The 16,351-nt window shown below is 61.6% G+C and carries 15 protein-coding genes; 4 read left to right on the top strand and 11 right to left on the bottom strand.

Features of this window, described 5'->3' with window-relative positions:
* Positions 1 to 43 precede the first annotated feature (43 nt).
* The 4 genes from QN224_RS10205 (at position 44) to QN224_RS10190 (ending at position 3,990) form a co-directional block, all read left to right on the top strand.
* Positions 44 to 892 carry a phytanoyl-CoA dioxygenase family protein gene (locus tag QN224_RS10205; RefSeq protein WP_283976547.1) on the top strand — a complete coding sequence of 283 codons (849 nt, stop codon included), beginning with the start codon at positions 44 to 46 and terminating at the stop codon, positions 890 to 892.
* A gap of 166 nt (positions 893 to 1,058) precedes the next feature.
* Positions 1,059 to 2,267, top strand: a complete 1,209-nt coding sequence (gene hmpA / locus QN224_RS10200) for an NO-inducible flavohemoprotein (RefSeq protein ID WP_283976546.1) — start codon at positions 1,059 to 1,061, stop codon at positions 2,265 to 2,267.
* 225 nt (positions 2,268 to 2,492) lie between these two features.
* Positions 2,493 to 2,957, top strand: a complete 465-nt coding sequence (locus tag QN224_RS10195) for an Rrf2 family transcriptional regulator (RefSeq protein ID WP_283976545.1) — start codon at positions 2,493 to 2,495, stop codon at positions 2,955 to 2,957.
* Between the two features lie 121 nt (positions 2,958 to 3,078).
* Complete coding sequence (locus QN224_RS10190; RefSeq protein ID WP_283976544.1) at positions 3,079 to 3,990, top strand: SMP-30/gluconolactonase/LRE family protein; 912 nt, start codon at positions 3,079 to 3,081, stop codon at positions 3,988 to 3,990.
* Between the two features lie 87 nt (positions 3,991 to 4,077).
* On the opposite strand, the gene QN224_RS10185 is transcribed toward QN224_RS10190, so the two are convergent.
* From QN224_RS10185 to QN224_RS10135, 11 genes are all read right to left on the bottom strand, one after another.
* Positions 4,078 to 4,848: an ABC transporter ATP-binding protein gene (locus tag QN224_RS10185; RefSeq protein ID WP_283976543.1), complete on the bottom strand. Its 771-nt coding sequence runs from the start codon at positions 4,846 to 4,848 to the stop codon at positions 4,078 to 4,080.
* A 9-nt stretch (positions 4,849 to 4,857) separates the two neighbouring features.
* On the bottom strand, positions 4,858 to 5,841 hold the full coding sequence (locus QN224_RS10180; RefSeq protein WP_283976542.1) for an ABC transporter substrate-binding protein: 984 nt from the start codon (positions 5,839 to 5,841) through the stop codon (positions 4,858 to 4,860).
* 129 nt (positions 5,842 to 5,970) lie between these two features.
* The gene (locus tag QN224_RS10175) at positions 5,971 to 6,810 is read right to left on the bottom strand and encodes an ABC transporter permease (protein ID WP_283976541.1); all 840 of its coding nucleotides are present in this window, start codon (positions 6,808 to 6,810) and stop codon (positions 5,971 to 5,973) included.
* Between the two features lie 24 nt (positions 6,811 to 6,834).
* Positions 6,835 to 8,184 (bottom strand): LLM class flavin-dependent oxidoreductase, encoded by a 1,350-nt coding sequence (locus QN224_RS10170; protein ID WP_283976540.1) that lies wholly within the window; start codon positions 8,182 to 8,184, stop codon positions 6,835 to 6,837.
* 67 nt (positions 8,185 to 8,251) lie between these two features.
* Positions 8,252 to 8,809: an FMN reductase gene (gene msuE, locus QN224_RS10165; RefSeq protein WP_283976539.1), complete on the bottom strand. Its 558-nt coding sequence runs from the start codon at positions 8,807 to 8,809 to the stop codon at positions 8,252 to 8,254.
* A 442-nt stretch (positions 8,810 to 9,251) separates the two neighbouring features.
* Complete coding sequence (locus QN224_RS10160) at positions 9,252 to 11,504, bottom strand: xanthine dehydrogenase family protein molybdopterin-binding subunit (protein ID WP_283976538.1); 2,253 nt, start codon at positions 11,502 to 11,504, stop codon at positions 9,252 to 9,254.
* Entirely contained in the window at positions 11,504 to 12,004 is a 501-nt protein-coding gene (locus tag QN224_RS10155; RefSeq protein ID WP_173512046.1) for a (2Fe-2S)-binding protein, read from the bottom strand. Before QN224_RS10155 ends, QN224_RS10160 begins: the two co-directional genes overlap by 1 nt.
* Entirely contained in the window at positions 12,004 to 13,392 is a 1,389-nt protein-coding gene (locus QN224_RS10150) for a cytochrome c (RefSeq protein WP_283976537.1), read from the bottom strand. The genes QN224_RS10155 and QN224_RS10150 overlap by 1 nt, the downstream gene beginning before the upstream one ends.
* A 314-nt stretch (positions 13,393 to 13,706) precedes the next feature.
* Positions 13,707 to 13,943, bottom strand: a complete 237-nt coding sequence (locus QN224_RS10145; protein WP_283976923.1) for a DUF1127 domain-containing protein — start codon at positions 13,941 to 13,943, stop codon at positions 13,707 to 13,709.
* Between the two features lie 544 nt (positions 13,944 to 14,487).
* Positions 14,488 to 15,504 (bottom strand): aldo/keto reductase, encoded by a 1,017-nt coding sequence (locus tag QN224_RS10140; protein ID WP_283976536.1) that lies wholly within the window; start codon positions 15,502 to 15,504, stop codon positions 14,488 to 14,490.
* Between the two features lie 307 nt (positions 15,505 to 15,811).
* Entirely contained in the window at positions 15,812 to 16,237 is a 426-nt protein-coding gene (locus tag QN224_RS10135; RefSeq protein WP_173512043.1) for a VOC family protein, read from the bottom strand.
* Positions 16,238 to 16,351 lie beyond the last annotated feature (114 nt).

Here is a 16,351-nt window from a genome sequence, read left to right as displayed (position 1 = left end):
GGGTGACGCGTCCCAAGCAGCACGAAAACCAAGAGGAGATAGGATGAATACGACCGCAACACGCGAAGCCCGACTGGACTATGATCTCGCCGCTTGCGTCGAAGCTTTGCAACGGGACGGTATTACCGGGCTGAAGGGCGCCTTCTCGCGCGAATGGGCGGAGGCCATGCGCGAGGATATGATGACCGCTTTCTGGTCGGCCATTCAGCGGCCGGGCGGCGCCGTCGGCCGAGGGCCTCGCCGCTGGTATGTAGAGATCCATCCGCAGGACTTTTCCGGCTTCGTCGATCTCGTCACCCATCCCTGGGTCGTAGACATGTGCGAGGCGGCCCTCGGACCCGATTACCAGATCGTCGAAATCGGTTTCGACGTGCCTTTTCAGGGCGCCAAATACCAACCGTGGCATCGCGACTTCCCCTCCCCGTCGGAGACCTATGTCGAGCGCTGCATCACCTCGCTTGCCTTCAACCTGACGGGCGTGGACGTCACCGAGGACATGGGGCCGTTCGAGATCGCACCTGGAACCCAATGGCTCGACGGTCGGGAATGGAAGCATGAAATGTTTCCGCCCAAGGAGGTATGGCCGGAGTTTCAGAAGCTCGCGACCCGCAAGTACCCGCAGCTCGGCGATATTTCATGCCGCTCCGCGCTCACCATCCATCGGGGGACGGAGCACGGCTCGCCGATCGCCCGCCCCGTCCTGGTTCTCGGCGCCGACGCGCCCGGCGCGGGCCACGCCGAATTGCACGACATGATGGTGACGAGGGATTATTACGACACCCTGCCAGAGATGGTGAAGAAACATCTGGTCTGCAGGGTCGTCGACGAGCTGATCCCGGTCACCCAGAAACACGACATCGAAGGTTTGGTGATGGGCTCGACGCCAACCTGACATGCCGGCCGCTTGCTGCGCCCGACGCCGGGCCGCAGCACCTGATGGCCGCGGGCCCGTGACAGAACCGCGCAGGTGTTATCACATGCCAAAAGATATATTGCTTATGAATCTTTAATCGCCTAATCGCTTCGACATCGACCATCGCACAAAGAATGGAGACATGATGTCGAAGCCCTTGAGCGAAACCACCAAGGCAATTATCCGCGCGACAGTGCCTGCGCTTGCGGCCCATGGCACGGCAATAACGGCGGCAATGTACAAACGCCTCTTTCAGGATCCCGAAGTGCGGGAACTCTTCAACCAGTCCAATCAGGGCGAAGAAGGGCGGCAGACCAAGGCATTGGCGCATGCGATCCTTGCCTACGCGCAGAATATCGACAATCTTGACGTGCTTGCCGGGGCAGTCGAGCGCATCGCCCAGAAGCATGTCGGGTTGAACATTCGGCCGGACCACTATCCGCATGTCGCAACCGCGCTGCTCGGTGCGATCAAGGAAGTCCTCGCGGACGCCGCAACCGATGACGTGCTGACGGCCTGGGGCGAAGCCTTCTGGTTTCTCGCCCACATTCTCATCGGCCGCGAGGAACAGATCTATGGCGATCTTCATTCTTCGGTTGGCGGCTGGACCGGATGGCGCCGCTTTCGTATCGACGCCAAGATCCCCGAAAGCGATATCATCACCTCATTCATCCTGCGTCCGGTAGACGCTGGCCCGGTCATCCGTCACCGGCCGGGTCAGTATCTGACCTTTCGTGTCGCCGTTGGGGGCCTGCCGTTGCAGCGCCGCAACTACAGCATCTCATCCGCGCCAAATGGCGAGAGCTACCGTATTTCCGTAAAACGCGAGCCCCACGGCCTGATCTCCAACCTCCTGCACGACGACTTGCAGGTCGGATCCGTCCTGGACGTCGCTCCGCCGACGGGTGATTTCTACCTCGCCGAGGAACAGGAAAGACCGGTCGTTCTGCTCTCGGGCGGGGTCGGGTTGACGCCCATGGTGGCCATGCTCGAGGCTATTGCCGCGAACGGCAACCGACGGCCGGTCCATTATATCCACGGCGCGCAGGATGGACGCGTGCACGCCATGGCCAAGCACGTTCGTGCCCTGACGGCAAAGCAACCGCACATCACGTCGGCGGTCTTCTATCAGTCGCCTGGGACAGGGGACCAAAAGGGCGTGCACTACGACCATGACGGCTTCATCACCCTGGACTGGCTTGCCACCAACACGCCGATCAAAGAAGCGGACTACTACATCTGCGGTCCGAAGCCGTTTCTGGCGACCTTCGTCAACGGTCTTGCGAAATCCGGCGTGCCGAACGACAGAATTCATTACGAGTTCTTCGGGCCGGCCGACCAGCTGGCCGCATAGGCGCTCTCTCCCGCCAACCCGTCTGCTGCAACGATGCGTTTCAGACGCACAAAGGCCGCTGTAGCGTTTTCAGTCGCCGCAGGTTTTCCGGAGCGCATCGATCGCGCTCCGGCTATTCCCTCGGTGACCGGGGAATCTTCCTTGTTCTTCCAGATTTGCATTTAAATAATGGACGAACGAGATATCTTTAGACCGTAATCGCTCTTCGAACTTGGACCCCCCAATATGCGGCTAACAGTCTATTCTGACTATGCGCTTCGCCTGATGATGTATCTCGGGCTGAACGATGGCCGCCTTTCGACGATCGCGGAGATCGCGGAAGCCTACGACATCTCTCGCGCCCACCTCATGAAGATTACACACGAGCTCGGCCAGAAGGGCCTCGTCCGCACGGTGCGTGGACGCCACGGCGGCATGCAGCTTGGCCGCGCCTCTTCCGAGATCAGCGTCGGCGATATCGTCAGGGCCTGCGAACCCGACTTTGCGGTCGTCCCTTGCCTCGAAGCGGGTGCCGGTATCGTTTGTGCCGTTCAGCCCGCCTGCGTGCTGAAGCGCGCCCTTGCCGCGGCCGCCGCGGCGTTCCTCGACGTCCTTGACGGCTACACCTTGGCCGATCTGCTTCGTCCTTCCGTTCCGCTTCGGCAATTGCTCGGGATCGAAGGACCAAAGCCGGCGCCCGCTGGCGCATGAGGCTAGGAGCGGATGGCAGGGTCGCGCATCTTGTCGAACGCGTAAAGGTCGCTGTAGCCATTTGAATTGCTGCATGTTCTTATCCGTGCAGTGGGAAGGCAGCACACGGGAGGACGGGGCCTTGGTAGACAATCCGCTTTACGACATTCGCGACGAACGTTTCCGCGCCCTGACCGTCGGCAGCGCGGCGCTCGAAGAACTTTATCGCGGCTGCCGCTGGGCGGAAGGACCGGTCTGGTTTTCCGATCTGAACTGCCTGATCTGGAGCGATATTCCGAACGAACGCATGCTGCGATGGACGCCGGAGGGAGGCGCTTCCGTCTTCCGCTCGCCCTCGAATTATGTGAACGGCAATACCCGCGACCGCCAGGGCCGGCTGATCTCCTGCGAACACGGCGGCCGGCGCGTGACGCGTACCGAATATGACGGCCGCATCACCGTGCTCGCCGACAGCTACCAGGGCAAGCGGCTGAACTCGCCAAATGATGTCGTGGTGCGGTCCGACGGTTCGATCTGGTTCACCGATCCGACCTACGGGATCATGTCGGACTATGAGGGCCACAAGGCAGAGGCGGAACAGGCGACGCGTAACGTCTATCGCATAGACCCTCTGTCCGGCGCCATCGAAGCCGTAGTCACCGATTTCATCCAGCCGAACGGCCTCGCCTTCTCCCCGGACCAAAAGCAGCTCTATATCGCCGACTCGGGATCGGCTAGCCATGAAGTCCCAAGCCATATCCGCGTTTTCGATGTGGCCGATGATGGCACACTGATAAACAGCCGTTATTTCTGCTCCATCGACAACGGCAACCCGGATGGCTTTCGCTTCGACGTCGACGGAAATCTGTGGTGCAGCGCTGCCGACGGGGTTCATTGCTTCGCACCGGATGGCAAGCTGCTTGGCAAGATCCTCGTGCCGCAGACGGTATCAAACCTCACATTCGGTGGTCCGAAGAAGAACCGCCTTTTTATAACCGCAACCCAGTCGCTCTATTCGATCTACACGACGACGAACGGCGTGCAATATCCGTAGTCATCAGCGCTTTCACGATGCGCCGTTGAGGTCCGCTTTTGTTCGTCTCCGTCATTAAGCCGGCGATAGGCAGCGCGAAACACGCACTCAGTGCAGGCCGAACTCACGAAACAAATCCTTGCGATACTGGACGAAGCGCGTCTCGCTTCGATCGCGTGGCCGGGCGAGATCGATCTCTATGGTCTTCGGGTGGCCGTCCTTGTTCTTGGGAAGAACCAGGACACGATCTGCGAGGTAGATCGCTTCCTCGAGGTCGTGCGTGACGAGAACCATCGTTACGTTCTCATCCCGCCATATTCGCTCCAGTTCCTCCTGCATCGTCAGCTTGGTCATCGCATCGAGCGCGCCGAATGGCTCATCCAGCAGCAGGATTTCCGGCTGGACCGTCAGCGCCCGCGCGATGCCGACCCTTTGCGCCATGCCGCCGGAGAGCTGCTTGGGGTAGGCATCGGCGAATTCAGCCAATCCGACCAGGGAGATGTAATGGCGCGCTCGTTCCTTGGCATGACGGGCGTCGCCACCTCTGACCTCCAGCCCGAACGCGACGTTCTCGAGGACCGTCAGCCAGGGAAGCAGGCGTGGCTCCTGGAAGATGACGGCGCGTTCGTTCCCAACGCCCGTGATCGGCTCGTTGCCGATGAGCACCTTGCCCGCATCTGCGGCTTCGAGACCCGCGAGAATGCGCAGCAAGGTCGTCTTGCCCGATCCGCTGGCCCCGACGATTGCGAGGCATTCGCCGGAACGGATATCCAGATTGACGTTTCTCAGAACTCTGAGCGAGCGCCCGCTGATCTGGAAGGATTTCGAGAGATCGCGGAGTGCAATCTCTCCCTTTCGCGAAGTCTGGACATATTCCATGACTGGACCTCAGTTTGCCGCGGCGCTGGCGCTGGTCTGGAGCAGAAGATCGGATGCCTTGTACTTGCCCTGGGGCAGGCTGCCCTCGCGCTCGAGAACGCCGATCCAGAAATCGAGATCTCTTTCGGTCGCGCGCGCGCCCGGCCGCAGCCCGAAGCCGGTCCAGTGCTTGGCCAGTGCGCCGTTCTCGCCGCGTTTCTCGAGAATTTTTGCAAGCAGCGCCCGTGCTTCTTCCGGGTTCTCTCTCGACCAGTCGGCCGCGCGGGCGGACTGTTCGACGAAATTCCTGGCCGCGTCCGGGTGTTCCTCGACAAAGTCGCGGCGAAGAACGGCAAAGCCGCCGGCAATCTCACCAAGCACGTCGGTATCATCGAAGACCGCGCGTACGCCACCATTGGCTACGATCTGGCCGTTGAACGTTGCCTGCCAATATCCGACAGCCGCGATGTCGACCTGCTTCGAGCGCAACGTCTGCTCCAGCTGCGGACCTGGCACGGTGACGAGGTTGGCGGCATTCTGCGGCAAGCCCTTGCTGTGCAGCGCTTCCCGTATCGCATAGTCGAGGTGGGCGCCGAGCGTATTCACCGCAATGGTCTTGCCGGCGATATCCTCGATGGATTTGATCGGGCTGTCCTCGAGCACGTAGAATATGCTCTTGACCTGCTCGTTGATGCCGTTGGTCGGATAGGCGGCGACAAAATCGTTGCCGCTGGCGATCGAGTTGATAACAGCCGACGTCGCTGCAGACCCGATGTCGACACTACCGGATGCGAGCCCGAAGAGCGACTCCGGGCCGCCGCTCGCATAGCCGACGTTCTCGAGCTTGATACCCGTGCCGTCGAAATAGCCAAGCTCGGACGCGAGCTCGTGCGCTGATAGGCTGCCATGGCTCGCCAGGTAGCGCAGGGTCACCTGATCGGGCGACTGCGCTGCCGCATATCCGGAGAGGCCGATGGCAAGCACGGTGCCAAGACCGAGGGAGCGTATGGTCATATGTTCGTCTTTCCTTGTTGAAGAGGTGAGCTCGAAGCGCAGTGCTAAAGCGCGTCGCACGCGCTTTAGGTCTTTGTTTGCGTGCATGTCGTTGTCCCGAAACCGCTGCACACTTTCCGGCGACATGCATTAGATCGAAACATCACTCCAACGGCACAGCCGGCGCTGCGCGAACACAAGAGCGTAGTTGGCGATGAGCCCAAGCCCCGCGAGGATGAAGATCGCCGCGAACATGAGGGGTATCTGGAAGTTGTACTGGGCGTTCATGACCTGGAAGCCGACCCCCTTGTTCGCGCCGATCATCTCGGAGGCGATCAGCAACAGGAGTGCGGTCGTGGCGCTCAATCGCAGGCCGACGAAGATGGAGGGAATGGCTCCGGGCAGGACGACACGCCGGAACACGGTCGACCGAGACGCCCGGTAGACGCGCGCCATCTCGATCAGCTTCGAATCCACTTCCTTGACCCCGCTGATCGTGTTCAAAAGCAGCGGAAACAATGTCGCCCAGAAGATGACGAAAACCTTGGATGCCTCACCAAGCCCGAGGAGCAGGATGAACACCGGATAGAGCGCGAGCGCCGATGTCTGCCTGAACAGCTGAAGGATCGGGTCGAGTGCGTTTTCGATCGGGCGTACCTGTCCCATGAAGAGCCCGAGCGGTATCGCCACAACCACGGCCGCGACGAACGCCAGGCCCGATCGCTGAAGGCTGATGGCGATATCGTCGAGCAGGGCTCCGCCGAAGACACCTGTCCACATGGCAGAAAGGATCGCGTCGATCGGCGGGAAAACGGCGGGATTAAGCCAGCCGCTGCTGCTGGCAGCCTGCCACAGGACGAGGAAGGCGAGCAGAACTCCGTACCGCGACAGCCAGTGGCGAAGTTTTATGCCTGCCCGCTGAAAATACTCTTCGGCCTTCGCGCCATCGGCGCCGCCGAGGATTGATCTATCGACATCCTGCAAGCTCATCTGCGAGCCCTCCTCGTTGGCGTTTCATTCGGCGGCCTGGACGGTGTCGCGAGATTGCGACCACGGGTTTGCCGGTCTGGGGAGGCCGAGGTTTTCGCGAAGCGTGCGGCCTTCGTATGCGGTTCGGAACAGCCCGCGACGCTGCAGTTCGGGGATCACCAGATCGACAAAATCGTCGAGCGCGCCGGGAAGCCACGGCGGCAGAATGTTGAACCCGTCAGCGGCGTCGTTGCGGAACCACTCCTCGAGCTGATCGGCCACCTGCTCGACGCTGCCGACGCCGGTGTAATGTCCTCCCGCCGTCGCGATCCACTGGTAGAGCTGCCGGATCGTGAAACCGTGCTCGTCGGCGATCTTGCGGATCAACGCCTGGCGGCTCTTCATGCCTTCCGTCTCCTGGCTGACGGGAAGCGGACCGTCGATCGGATATCCCGTGAGATCGAGCGTTCCGCCGGTCAATCCGTTAAGCAGAGCGACGCCGTCTTCAGGCACGATCAGCGCATTGAGCCGATCGTACTTGCTGCGCGCTTCTTCTTCGGTTCGGCCGACAAAGGGCGCGACCCCGGGCATGATCAGCACGTGCTCGGGGTTGCGTCCCGCCCGTTGGACGCGAGCCTTGATGTCCCGGTAGAACTCCTGGGCGGAACTCAGATTCTGGTGCGCGGTGAAGATCACTTCCGCTGTCGCGGCGGCAAGCCTGCGTCCGTCCTCCGATTGTCCCGCTTGGACGACAACCGGATGGCCCTGTATCGGGCGCGGCACGTTCAGGGGTCCTTTCACCGAAAAATGCTTGCCCCGATGATTGATGTCGTGAACGCGTCCGGCGTCGAAGAAGCGGCCGGTCGCCTTGTCGCGGATGAAGGCGTCGTCCTCCCAACTGTCCCAGAGCGCCTTGACCGTTTCGACATGCTCGTGCGCCCGCTCATAGCGCTCGGCATGGCTTGGCTGCGTTTCCCTGTTGAAATTGCGAGCCGTCTCATCTCCCGCCGATGTCACCACGTTCCACCCTGCCCGGCCGCCGGAAAGAAGGTCGAGCGACGCAAATTTGCGGGCGAGCGTATAGGGCTCCTCGTAGGTGGTTGACGCGGTCGCGATGAAGCCGAGATGCGTCGTGAGCGGCGCGAGTGCAGCAAAGAGCGTAACGGGTTCGAACCCTGCGATCTTGGCGTTCCCGCCTTCACGCCCCCCTAGTCCTACGGAGAGATTGTCCGCCAGGAAGTAGGCGTCGAACAGGCCGCGTTCAGCCGTCTGTGCAAGCTTCTTGTGGAATTCGAAGCTTGTCGCGCCGTCTGCCGGAGCCTCCGGGTGTCTCCAGGCGGCGACATGCTGGCCGCCACCGGGCAGAAAGGCGCCGAGCTTGATCTTTCTGGTCATTGAACCCTCCGAGAATTTGGCCGATCGGCCACGAGTTGATGGCTGCTTCACGATGTCTGTTCTGGCTCTAGGCAGCGATGCTCCGCCAATCGGAGCGCGCCACGGCCCGCGTCGCTTCGTCGACCGCCTGCCCTACCCGCGCATGGATCGCTTCGGAGAGCAGAACGCCGTCCGCAAAGTCCTTGTCCGACGCATAGATTGCCGTCGGCATCGCAAGGGCTTCAAAGAAGCCGAACAGAGGGCGTAGCTGATGCTCCACGATCAGCGAATGACGTTCGCCACCGCCCGTCGCCGCGATGATGATCGGCTTGCCGCGCAACGACGTGGGATCGAAGAGGTCGAAGCAGTGCTTGAAGAGCCCGGTGTAGCTGCCTTTGAAAGTCGGTGAACCGACGACCAGCACGTCAGCCTCGATGACCTGGCTGACGAGATATCGTGCTTCTGGGGCGAGATCGTCCAGCCGCCTCGCATTGGGAAGCGAGGGACCGAAGTCCTCGATGTCGAATGTCTGTGCGGAAGCCCCGATGCTCAGCGCGAGCCGATGAACGATATGATCGACGAACCCTCGGGTTTTGGACGGGCGTGTGATGTTTCCCGAGATTCCGGCTACTCTTTTATCCGGCATCTTGACCTCCGTCGGCGCCACTTCAGATGTCATCATCTAAATCTATAATTTTTGTTATTTATAGAAACGAAGTTCTATTCCGCGCCGTTAGAGGAGAAGAGTTTCCCATGATGCAGGCCCTGACTGCAGCGACCTTGGCGCAACCAATCTTTCCGCCGTATTTGGCCTGACTGTCATCGTGTTCTGGAAAGGCAACAAGTGCCGGCTCGGAGAGGACCTACCTCCCTCGGGCCGGTAAGACGGCACCGGCCGCAGGGGGACCCGCGCCGCGAGGTTTCCGCACAAGCGGGTTGAACGACCAGTTGTTCGAGATCATTGTCCAAAGCGGCGGCACGCGGACGCGATTGGGGCAGTCCGCTCGGTCTGGCCCCTACAGCGCCGCGCGTCTTATTCGACGCACAAAGGACGCTAATCGGCTACGATTTAAGGAAACGGCAGTAGATCAAGCGCGTCCGACCGCGTTTCGTAGTCGCTCTCTGGTAAATGGCAAATCATAGAGACGCTTGCCGGTGGCGTTCCTGATCGCATTGGCGACAGCCGCGGCCGCAGGTCCCTGGGCTGCCTCGCCGGTACCGAGGAACGGTTCCCCGGGGCGCTCGACGATATGGACCTCAACGCTGTCCGGGACACTTGCAAAACGAAGAATCGGATAGCTCGACCAGTCGGTGCTGGTAATCCTCATCCTGTCGAATGCCACGGCCTCGTAGAGCGTCCAGCTGATGGATTGCAGGATCCCGCCTTCGGTCTGGTTGCGGATGCCGTCCGGGTTGACGATCTCGCCGCTGTCGATGGCGGAAACGGCGCGTACCACGCGAACGCGGCCGGTCTCCGGCTCGACTTCCGCTTCCATCGCCACCGCCAGGTAAGCGGCCAGATTCTTGTAGCGCGCGAAGCCGAAACCACGTCCGCGATTCCTCGGCATCTGGGCCTTGTCCCAGCCGAAGCGCTCTGCAGCCAGTTCGATTACGGCACGCGCACGCGGATCCTCCATGTGCCGCAACCGGAATTCGACCGGATCGGCTTCGGTCATCAGTGCCAATTCGTCGATCGTGCTTTCGATCGCGAAGACATTGGCATAGCCGCCTAGCGCCCGGAGCGCTGAGACGCGCAGCGGCATGTCGGGCAGGAAGTGCCAAAGCACACGCTTGTTCGAAATGGTGTAGAGCGGATTGGCGTTTCGGTCGCCGTTGCCGGAGGGACTGATTCTGAGCTCGGCCGGCTCCGGCTGGAAAGCTTGAGCCTTATGGCGCGCTGCGAGCAGCGCACCGGCACCGCCGGGGCGCGTGGAGTGGGTATTGCTCCAAAGATCGTAGGCCCAGCTCGCGATTTTGCCTTCATCGTCGAGTGTTGCGCTGACTTTCATGAGCATCGCGGGACCGTAGGGTTCCCAGCTGTGCTCCTGCTCGCGCATCCACTGAACCCGAACCGGTCTTCCGGGAACCTTGGTGGCGATGAGCGCGGCATCGGCAGCTGCGTCGTCGGCACCATTGTGGCCGTAGCATCCCGACCCTTCCATATGGATGACATGGACCTTTTCTTCCGGCATGGCGAGCATCTCGGCGATCGCCGCACGATCGGGAAAGACCCCTTGCGTGTGCGACCAGACGTCCAATGTCCCGTCCGCCTTCATCTGCGCGACGGCGCAGGAGGGGCCGATCGAGCCATGGATCTGATAGGGCCGCGTGTAGGTCGCCTCGAACACCTTGCCGCTGGATGAGAGCACACCCGCTTCGGCGACGGTTCCCACCTCGCGCTCGAGCCTCTGCAGTTCCGCCGGCAGATCGGTCTGATCGGGGAGCGTCTCCCTTTCCTGCCACCGCGCAGCCCCTGCCAACGTCCGCATGGCATTTACCGCCTGAAACTCCTTCTCGGCGACAACGGCAAGGAAATTGCCGTCGCGCACGACGGAGACGACGCCGGGCATCCCCTCGGCTGCGCCTTGATCGAGTTCCGTCAACGTAGCTGCCGAGCTCGGGGGACGCACGACGCGCGCATGCAGCATGCCATCCAGACGCAGGTCGTGCACATAGGCGGGCTGGCCCGTCACTTTCGCCGGGATATCGACGCGAGGAAGCGGTTTGCCCATCACGCGGAAGCTACCGGGCTGCTTCAAGGCCGACTGCGGCTGCGCTTCCACGTGCAGCATCTGGCCGGAAACAAGTTCGCCATAGGTGACGCTTCTCCCGTCTTTTGCCAGCACGGATTTGTTTTCGGCCTTGAGCTCCGCTGGCGCTATGCCGAAGCGCTTGGCGGCTTCCGCCAAAAGCAGCGCGCGCACCTGTGCTGCGGCGTTTCTGATGGCGGTACCGCTGTTTTGCATCGACTGGCTGCCGGCCGTGAAGCCTTCGTTCGGCGTGCGACCCGTGTCGGCCGTGATGAACTCGATGTCCGCGAGGTCCACCTCCAGCTCTTCGGCAGCAACCTGTAGAAGCGCTGTGCGGATGCCTTGGCCGAGCTCTGCCTTGCCGGTGAAGACGGTAATCGAATTGTCGGGATCGATCCGGATCCAGGAATCGAGGAAGCGGTCGTCGTCAAGACTGCCCGGCAGGGACGCGGGTGGTGCCGGTGGCGTCGTCGGCGGTGCCGGCGGCGCGGGCGCCTGGGCAAATGCGCGGCCAAGCGAAAAGCTGACAACGAGGCAGCCGGTACCGGCGATCACGCTGCGGCGAGTGATTTGGCCCTGGAGGATGCTCATCAACCTGCCCTCCCTTCATCGGACTCGGGCAAGGAGGCGGCCTTCATCAATTCGCCTGCCCGTCTGATCGCGGCGAGAATCCGCATATGCGTGCCGCAACGACAGAGGTTCGTTGCCAGCGCCTCGCGGATGTCCTCGTCGCTTGGCTGCGCATTGCGGCGCAAGAGCGCGTGCGCACTCATCATCATGCCCGGAATGCAGTAACCGCATTGCGCCGCCTGCAGCTCGATGAACGCCTGCTGCAACGGTCCCGGCTCGTCGATGGTGCCTAAACCTTCGATGGTCGTGATTTCGCGGCCTTCCAGCAGCATGATCGGCACCATGCAGGAAAGCACCGCCTCGCCATCCACCACCACGGTGCAGGAGCCGCACTGGCCGAGCCCGCAGCCGTATTTGGCACCATTCAAGGCCAGGTCGTCGCGAAGGACGTAGAGGAGAGGCGTCGACGGATCGGCGTCAACCTGATGCGGGCTGCCGTTTACTGTCAGCGATATGCTCATCATCCCTCCTCGGCACCGACATTGTGCGGCGCCCTTTCAATGCCGTCCGACGGCCGGACGGTCACCTTGTGCGCGCCGGAACGGGTATTGGCGACCAGTTCCACGAGGCCCGCCCATGCCGGCTCCTCGGAGAAGCGCTCGCGCATGTAAGCGAGAACGTCGGCCACCTGTTGGTCATTGAGCAGATGTCGGAAGGCCGGCATCACCGCGCTGGCCTCACCGTCCGCCGGCGGAAGGCCGAACAGGACGATGTTGACGATGTTTTGCGGGTTCGGCGCATTGACGGCGGTGCTGAGTTCGAAGTTCAGGCCGCCGAAGGGCTGGCGCTGGCGGCCTTCATGGCAACTTGCACAGGCGGCAATATAGATCGCTTCGCCGGAACCGGCCCCGGAAGTACTCACGAGCGAACTCTGGCTATCGGCCGTCTGCTCCAGGCGATCCCCTTCGAACTGCTCACGCAATTGCGCCGCCTTTTGCCCGCGTTCGGGCGTCGGATCGCCCATGATCGACCTGACATAGGTGGCGATCGCCATGATATCGGTATCCGGAAGGGCCGAGAGATTGCCCGTCACCTCGGCCATCGGTCCGCGCGAAACGCCGTGGAATTCATGCCAGCCGTTGCGCAGGTAAAAGGCGAGGCTTTGCTCGTCCCACGGGATAGGGGCCTTGGAATCCTTGTTGATCGCGTAAGCCTGCCAGCCCTCCGCCTCGCCGCCGCCGAAGTTCCGGTCGCGATCTTCAGCGCCGAAGGCGTTGCGTGGCGTGTGGCAAGCGCCACAGTGGCCGAGCCCTTCGGCAAGATAGCGCCCGCGCGTCCACGCCTCGCTCTGGCCGCTGTCCGGTTCCAGTTTGCCCCTGTCGAAGAAGAGCAGCTTCCAGCCGGCAAGCAGGGGGCGGAACGTCAGCGGGAACTGGAGGTCGTTCTCAGGAGCCTCAGCCTTTACCGCGGCACGCGTCATCAGGAAGGCATAGAGGGCGCGATTGTCCTCTTCCGAGACGCGCGTGAAATGGTCGTAGGGGAATGCTGGATAGAGGTGGCTGCCGTTCCGGTCGACGCCCTCGTTCATGGCGCGCTGGAAGGCCGCCTCGTTCCAGCCGCCAATGCCCGTTTCGCGATCGGGGGTGATGTTGGTGGAGTAAATCGTGCCAAAAGGGGTCGGCACGGCGAGGCCGCCCGAAAATGCGGGTTTGCCGGGAACGGTGTGGCACGCGATGCAATTGCCAAGCGCCGCCAATTGCGCGCCCTTCGCGACGAGATCCGGGGCAAAACTCGCCTGCGCAGCAGCGGCGTCCTCGGGGATCTCGGAACGCCACGCCAACAGAAAGAACACACCTGCAGCCACAAATACGGCCGCTATGAAAACGATCGCCGCCCTCAAGGCCCACATCGCAGATCTCCGCCGATCGGAAGAAACGCCGCACTTCCCGATCTGTTCCGAGCGGCGAAATGACGTGTGCGTGAGTGCGGAAATCCCGTGAACGTGTTCTTGGACAGGAGGTTGGTCCGGCTGCTGCATGTCGGGAACGATCAATGACGCCGGACCGTTGCAGCCGCAAAGCGTTCGCGAGCGGCTTGATCTCGTTACGATCGCCTCTTCCGCGACCGTTCCAGATCCGCATCGAGCAACGAAACGAGAGGAAGGACGTCAGGGACGTCCTTCCTCTGCTTCCGACGGTTTGCCGTCCTGCATAGCGAGGCACCTTAAAGCCGGACATCCCAAAGGGGAAATCTGGCTTCCAGGAGCGTGTCCCCGCTCTCCGGAAGACCGATATCGCGGCGCATGCGGTTTGACAGATGGGCGGTCCGGTTCGTTGTTTGACGACGTCTCCAGGCGGCCCGGATCAACGCACCCGCGGTCTTCCAGATGCCGAATTTCCGGGACAGGTCATCGACCGTTGCGGCAAGGGTATCAACAACCAAAAATTGTGCTTCACGCATGATTTTTCCGTCCCGGCGCGACAACGCGGCCAGGTCCTCTCGAAGATCAAAAAAGACGCGCGGATGCGGACGCGGAAATGCGAACAATCGCTCCGTCAGCCGGTCACGTCAGGTCAAATGGGAAAGCGCCAATCGGCAGAAATCCGGGGCTTAGAGACCCTGGAAGCAAAATCGGCTCGAGCAAGATGTGCGATACATCGTCGTGCTGCCAGCCGTCCCGCCAGAGAGGCGCATAATCACGAGAACAGATATCATTTCACGCCTCCTCTGATTTGAATTGCGAGTGTGGTGACTTTACACGAGACCGACCAATCTGCAAAGGCACAATTCGGGATTGCAGAAAACATGCCAAATCCGTTGCAGGAATGCAACACTCTCAGTGACGCTTTGTGCCGGCGACGGCGAGCAGAAGCGCCACTTGCTTGTTCCAAACGTGGCGGCTCGCGGGACAAGCAAGAGACGACTGGAGGCCGCCGAAGGAAGCGGTCTGGGCATCAGCCGCTCCGTGGATTCTCATTGCCGGGTGCCGTTCCCAGCAGACCGATCACCTTTGATCGGCCTCGTTCCCAAGAAGCGCATCGATTTCCGCCATGGTCGCGGACGGTAACGGACCTTTCTCCAGCGCGGCCAGATTTTCGCGCACCTGCGCCTCCGTCTTGAAGCCGGGGATGGGAAAGGTGTTGGGCGAGCGGGCCAGAATCCACCCGAGTGCCCCTTGCGCCAAGGTCCTGCCGCCGGTCTGGAGGAGCTCTCGTACCTCTGCGAGGCGGTGGAGATAATCGGTTCGAGGCCGCCCGTCCTCGAAGAACCGCACCCAGCTATGACCGGCTGCGCGCACGTCGCTTGGCGGCAGACGCGTCTCGGGACTGAACTTGCCGCTCAGGAACCCCATCGCCAAGGGTGATCGATTGAGACTGGCGAGATTGTTGCCCTCACACATCGCCAGCATGGCCGGTCCATCCGTAAAGACGTTCAGTTCCTGCTGCACCGCGACGAAATGCGGGAATTTCACCATTCGTTTCGCCGCTGCGGCGTTGTCCGTGCTCCAGCCCCAGAAACGGATGGCGCCTATCTCCGCCAGCTTCTCGAGCGTCTCGCCGGCCGCATCCGCCAGATCGGCCGAAAGCTCTCCGACATGGATTTGATAGAGGTCGATATAGTCAGTGCTCAGACGCTCAAGCGATGCTGCGCAGGCCTGTTCGATGTAGGCGGGACTGACATCGGTGCTGACGAGGGCACGGGCGGCGCGATCGTAAGTGTATCCGAACTTGGTTGCGATGATTGCATCAGCTCTTCGTCCGCCCAGTGCCCGGCCGATCACCTCCTCGCTGTGCCCGGTTCCATAAGCATCAGCCGTGTCGATCAGCGAAGCCCCCATCTCAAGCCCGAGATGAATGGCGCGGATCGACTGTTCGTCGTCGACCTCTCCCCAGCCGTCCGGTTTTCCGTCGAGTGTGAAATAACCTCCAATCGCCCAGCAGCCTAAACCGATAGGTGCGGCCGCGAGGCCGGAGCGTCCCAATTGCCTGCGGTTGATCGCAGAGATGTCGCTGGCAAGCATGGCATTCCTTTCCATTCATGGTGATGCCAGCGAACTATGCCACCGCGTGCGCGGCGATCAGAAGCTTCGATTCCGCAGGGGGTTTTTCAACAATGAAAAACCGATCCCCATAGCGCCGCGCGAGACTTGGTATTCGGCGTGAGGGGGCGGGGTCGCAAGTTTGTCGCCGCGCCGTTGACGGCAGCGGGCGCCCGTCCGCCGGTCAGAGGGGATATGGTTCCGCTTGGAGCCATTCACCACCGGCGCGGGTGTTAGGGCCGGCGACTCAGCGCCGGCCGCATGAGAGGTGCTTATACCGGTGCCGACGTCAGGCTGATTCTGCATTGCCGTCCATGACGGCTTGAGGATCCATCCACGCCAACTCGAATACATGCCCGTCGGGATCTTCGAACGCGCGGTTGTACATGAAGCCCATGTCCATCGGTTCACGAATGTCTGCCTTGCCTCCGGCCTTCCCTGCGGTTTCGGTGAGCGAGTCCACCTCTTCGCGGCTGTCGCAGGAGAGGCAAAGCAGCACCTGGCAGGTCGTATGCGCGTCCGGAATCTCTTTCGACGTGAAGGTTGCGAAATAGTCGCGCGTCAGCAGCTGGAAGGTGATCACGTCCGACCAGACCATCGAGGATGCCTTCTCGTCGCTGAACTGCTCGTTCTTTTGGCACCCGATCGCTTGATAGAAGCGGGTCGAGGCGGCGATGTCCTTCACCGGCAGATTCACGAAAATCATCTTGGGCATTGCTGTCTCCTTCAATCGAAGTTGGTGGCCGTTGCGCCGTCGCAACGAACGCTCTCGTCGCCAGCGCGGACGCTGGGCGACCGCTGCAGAACGAATACGCTCAAGACCCACTTG

The sequence above is a fragment of the Sinorhizobium sp. 7-81 genome (assembly GCF_030124405.1).
GTDB lineage: Bacteria > Pseudomonadota > Alphaproteobacteria > Rhizobiales > Rhizobiaceae > Sinorhizobium > Sinorhizobium psoraleae.
The sequence above is the reverse complement of the archived record's forward strand: the minus strand, read 5'-3'. Positions and strand labels throughout refer to the sequence as shown.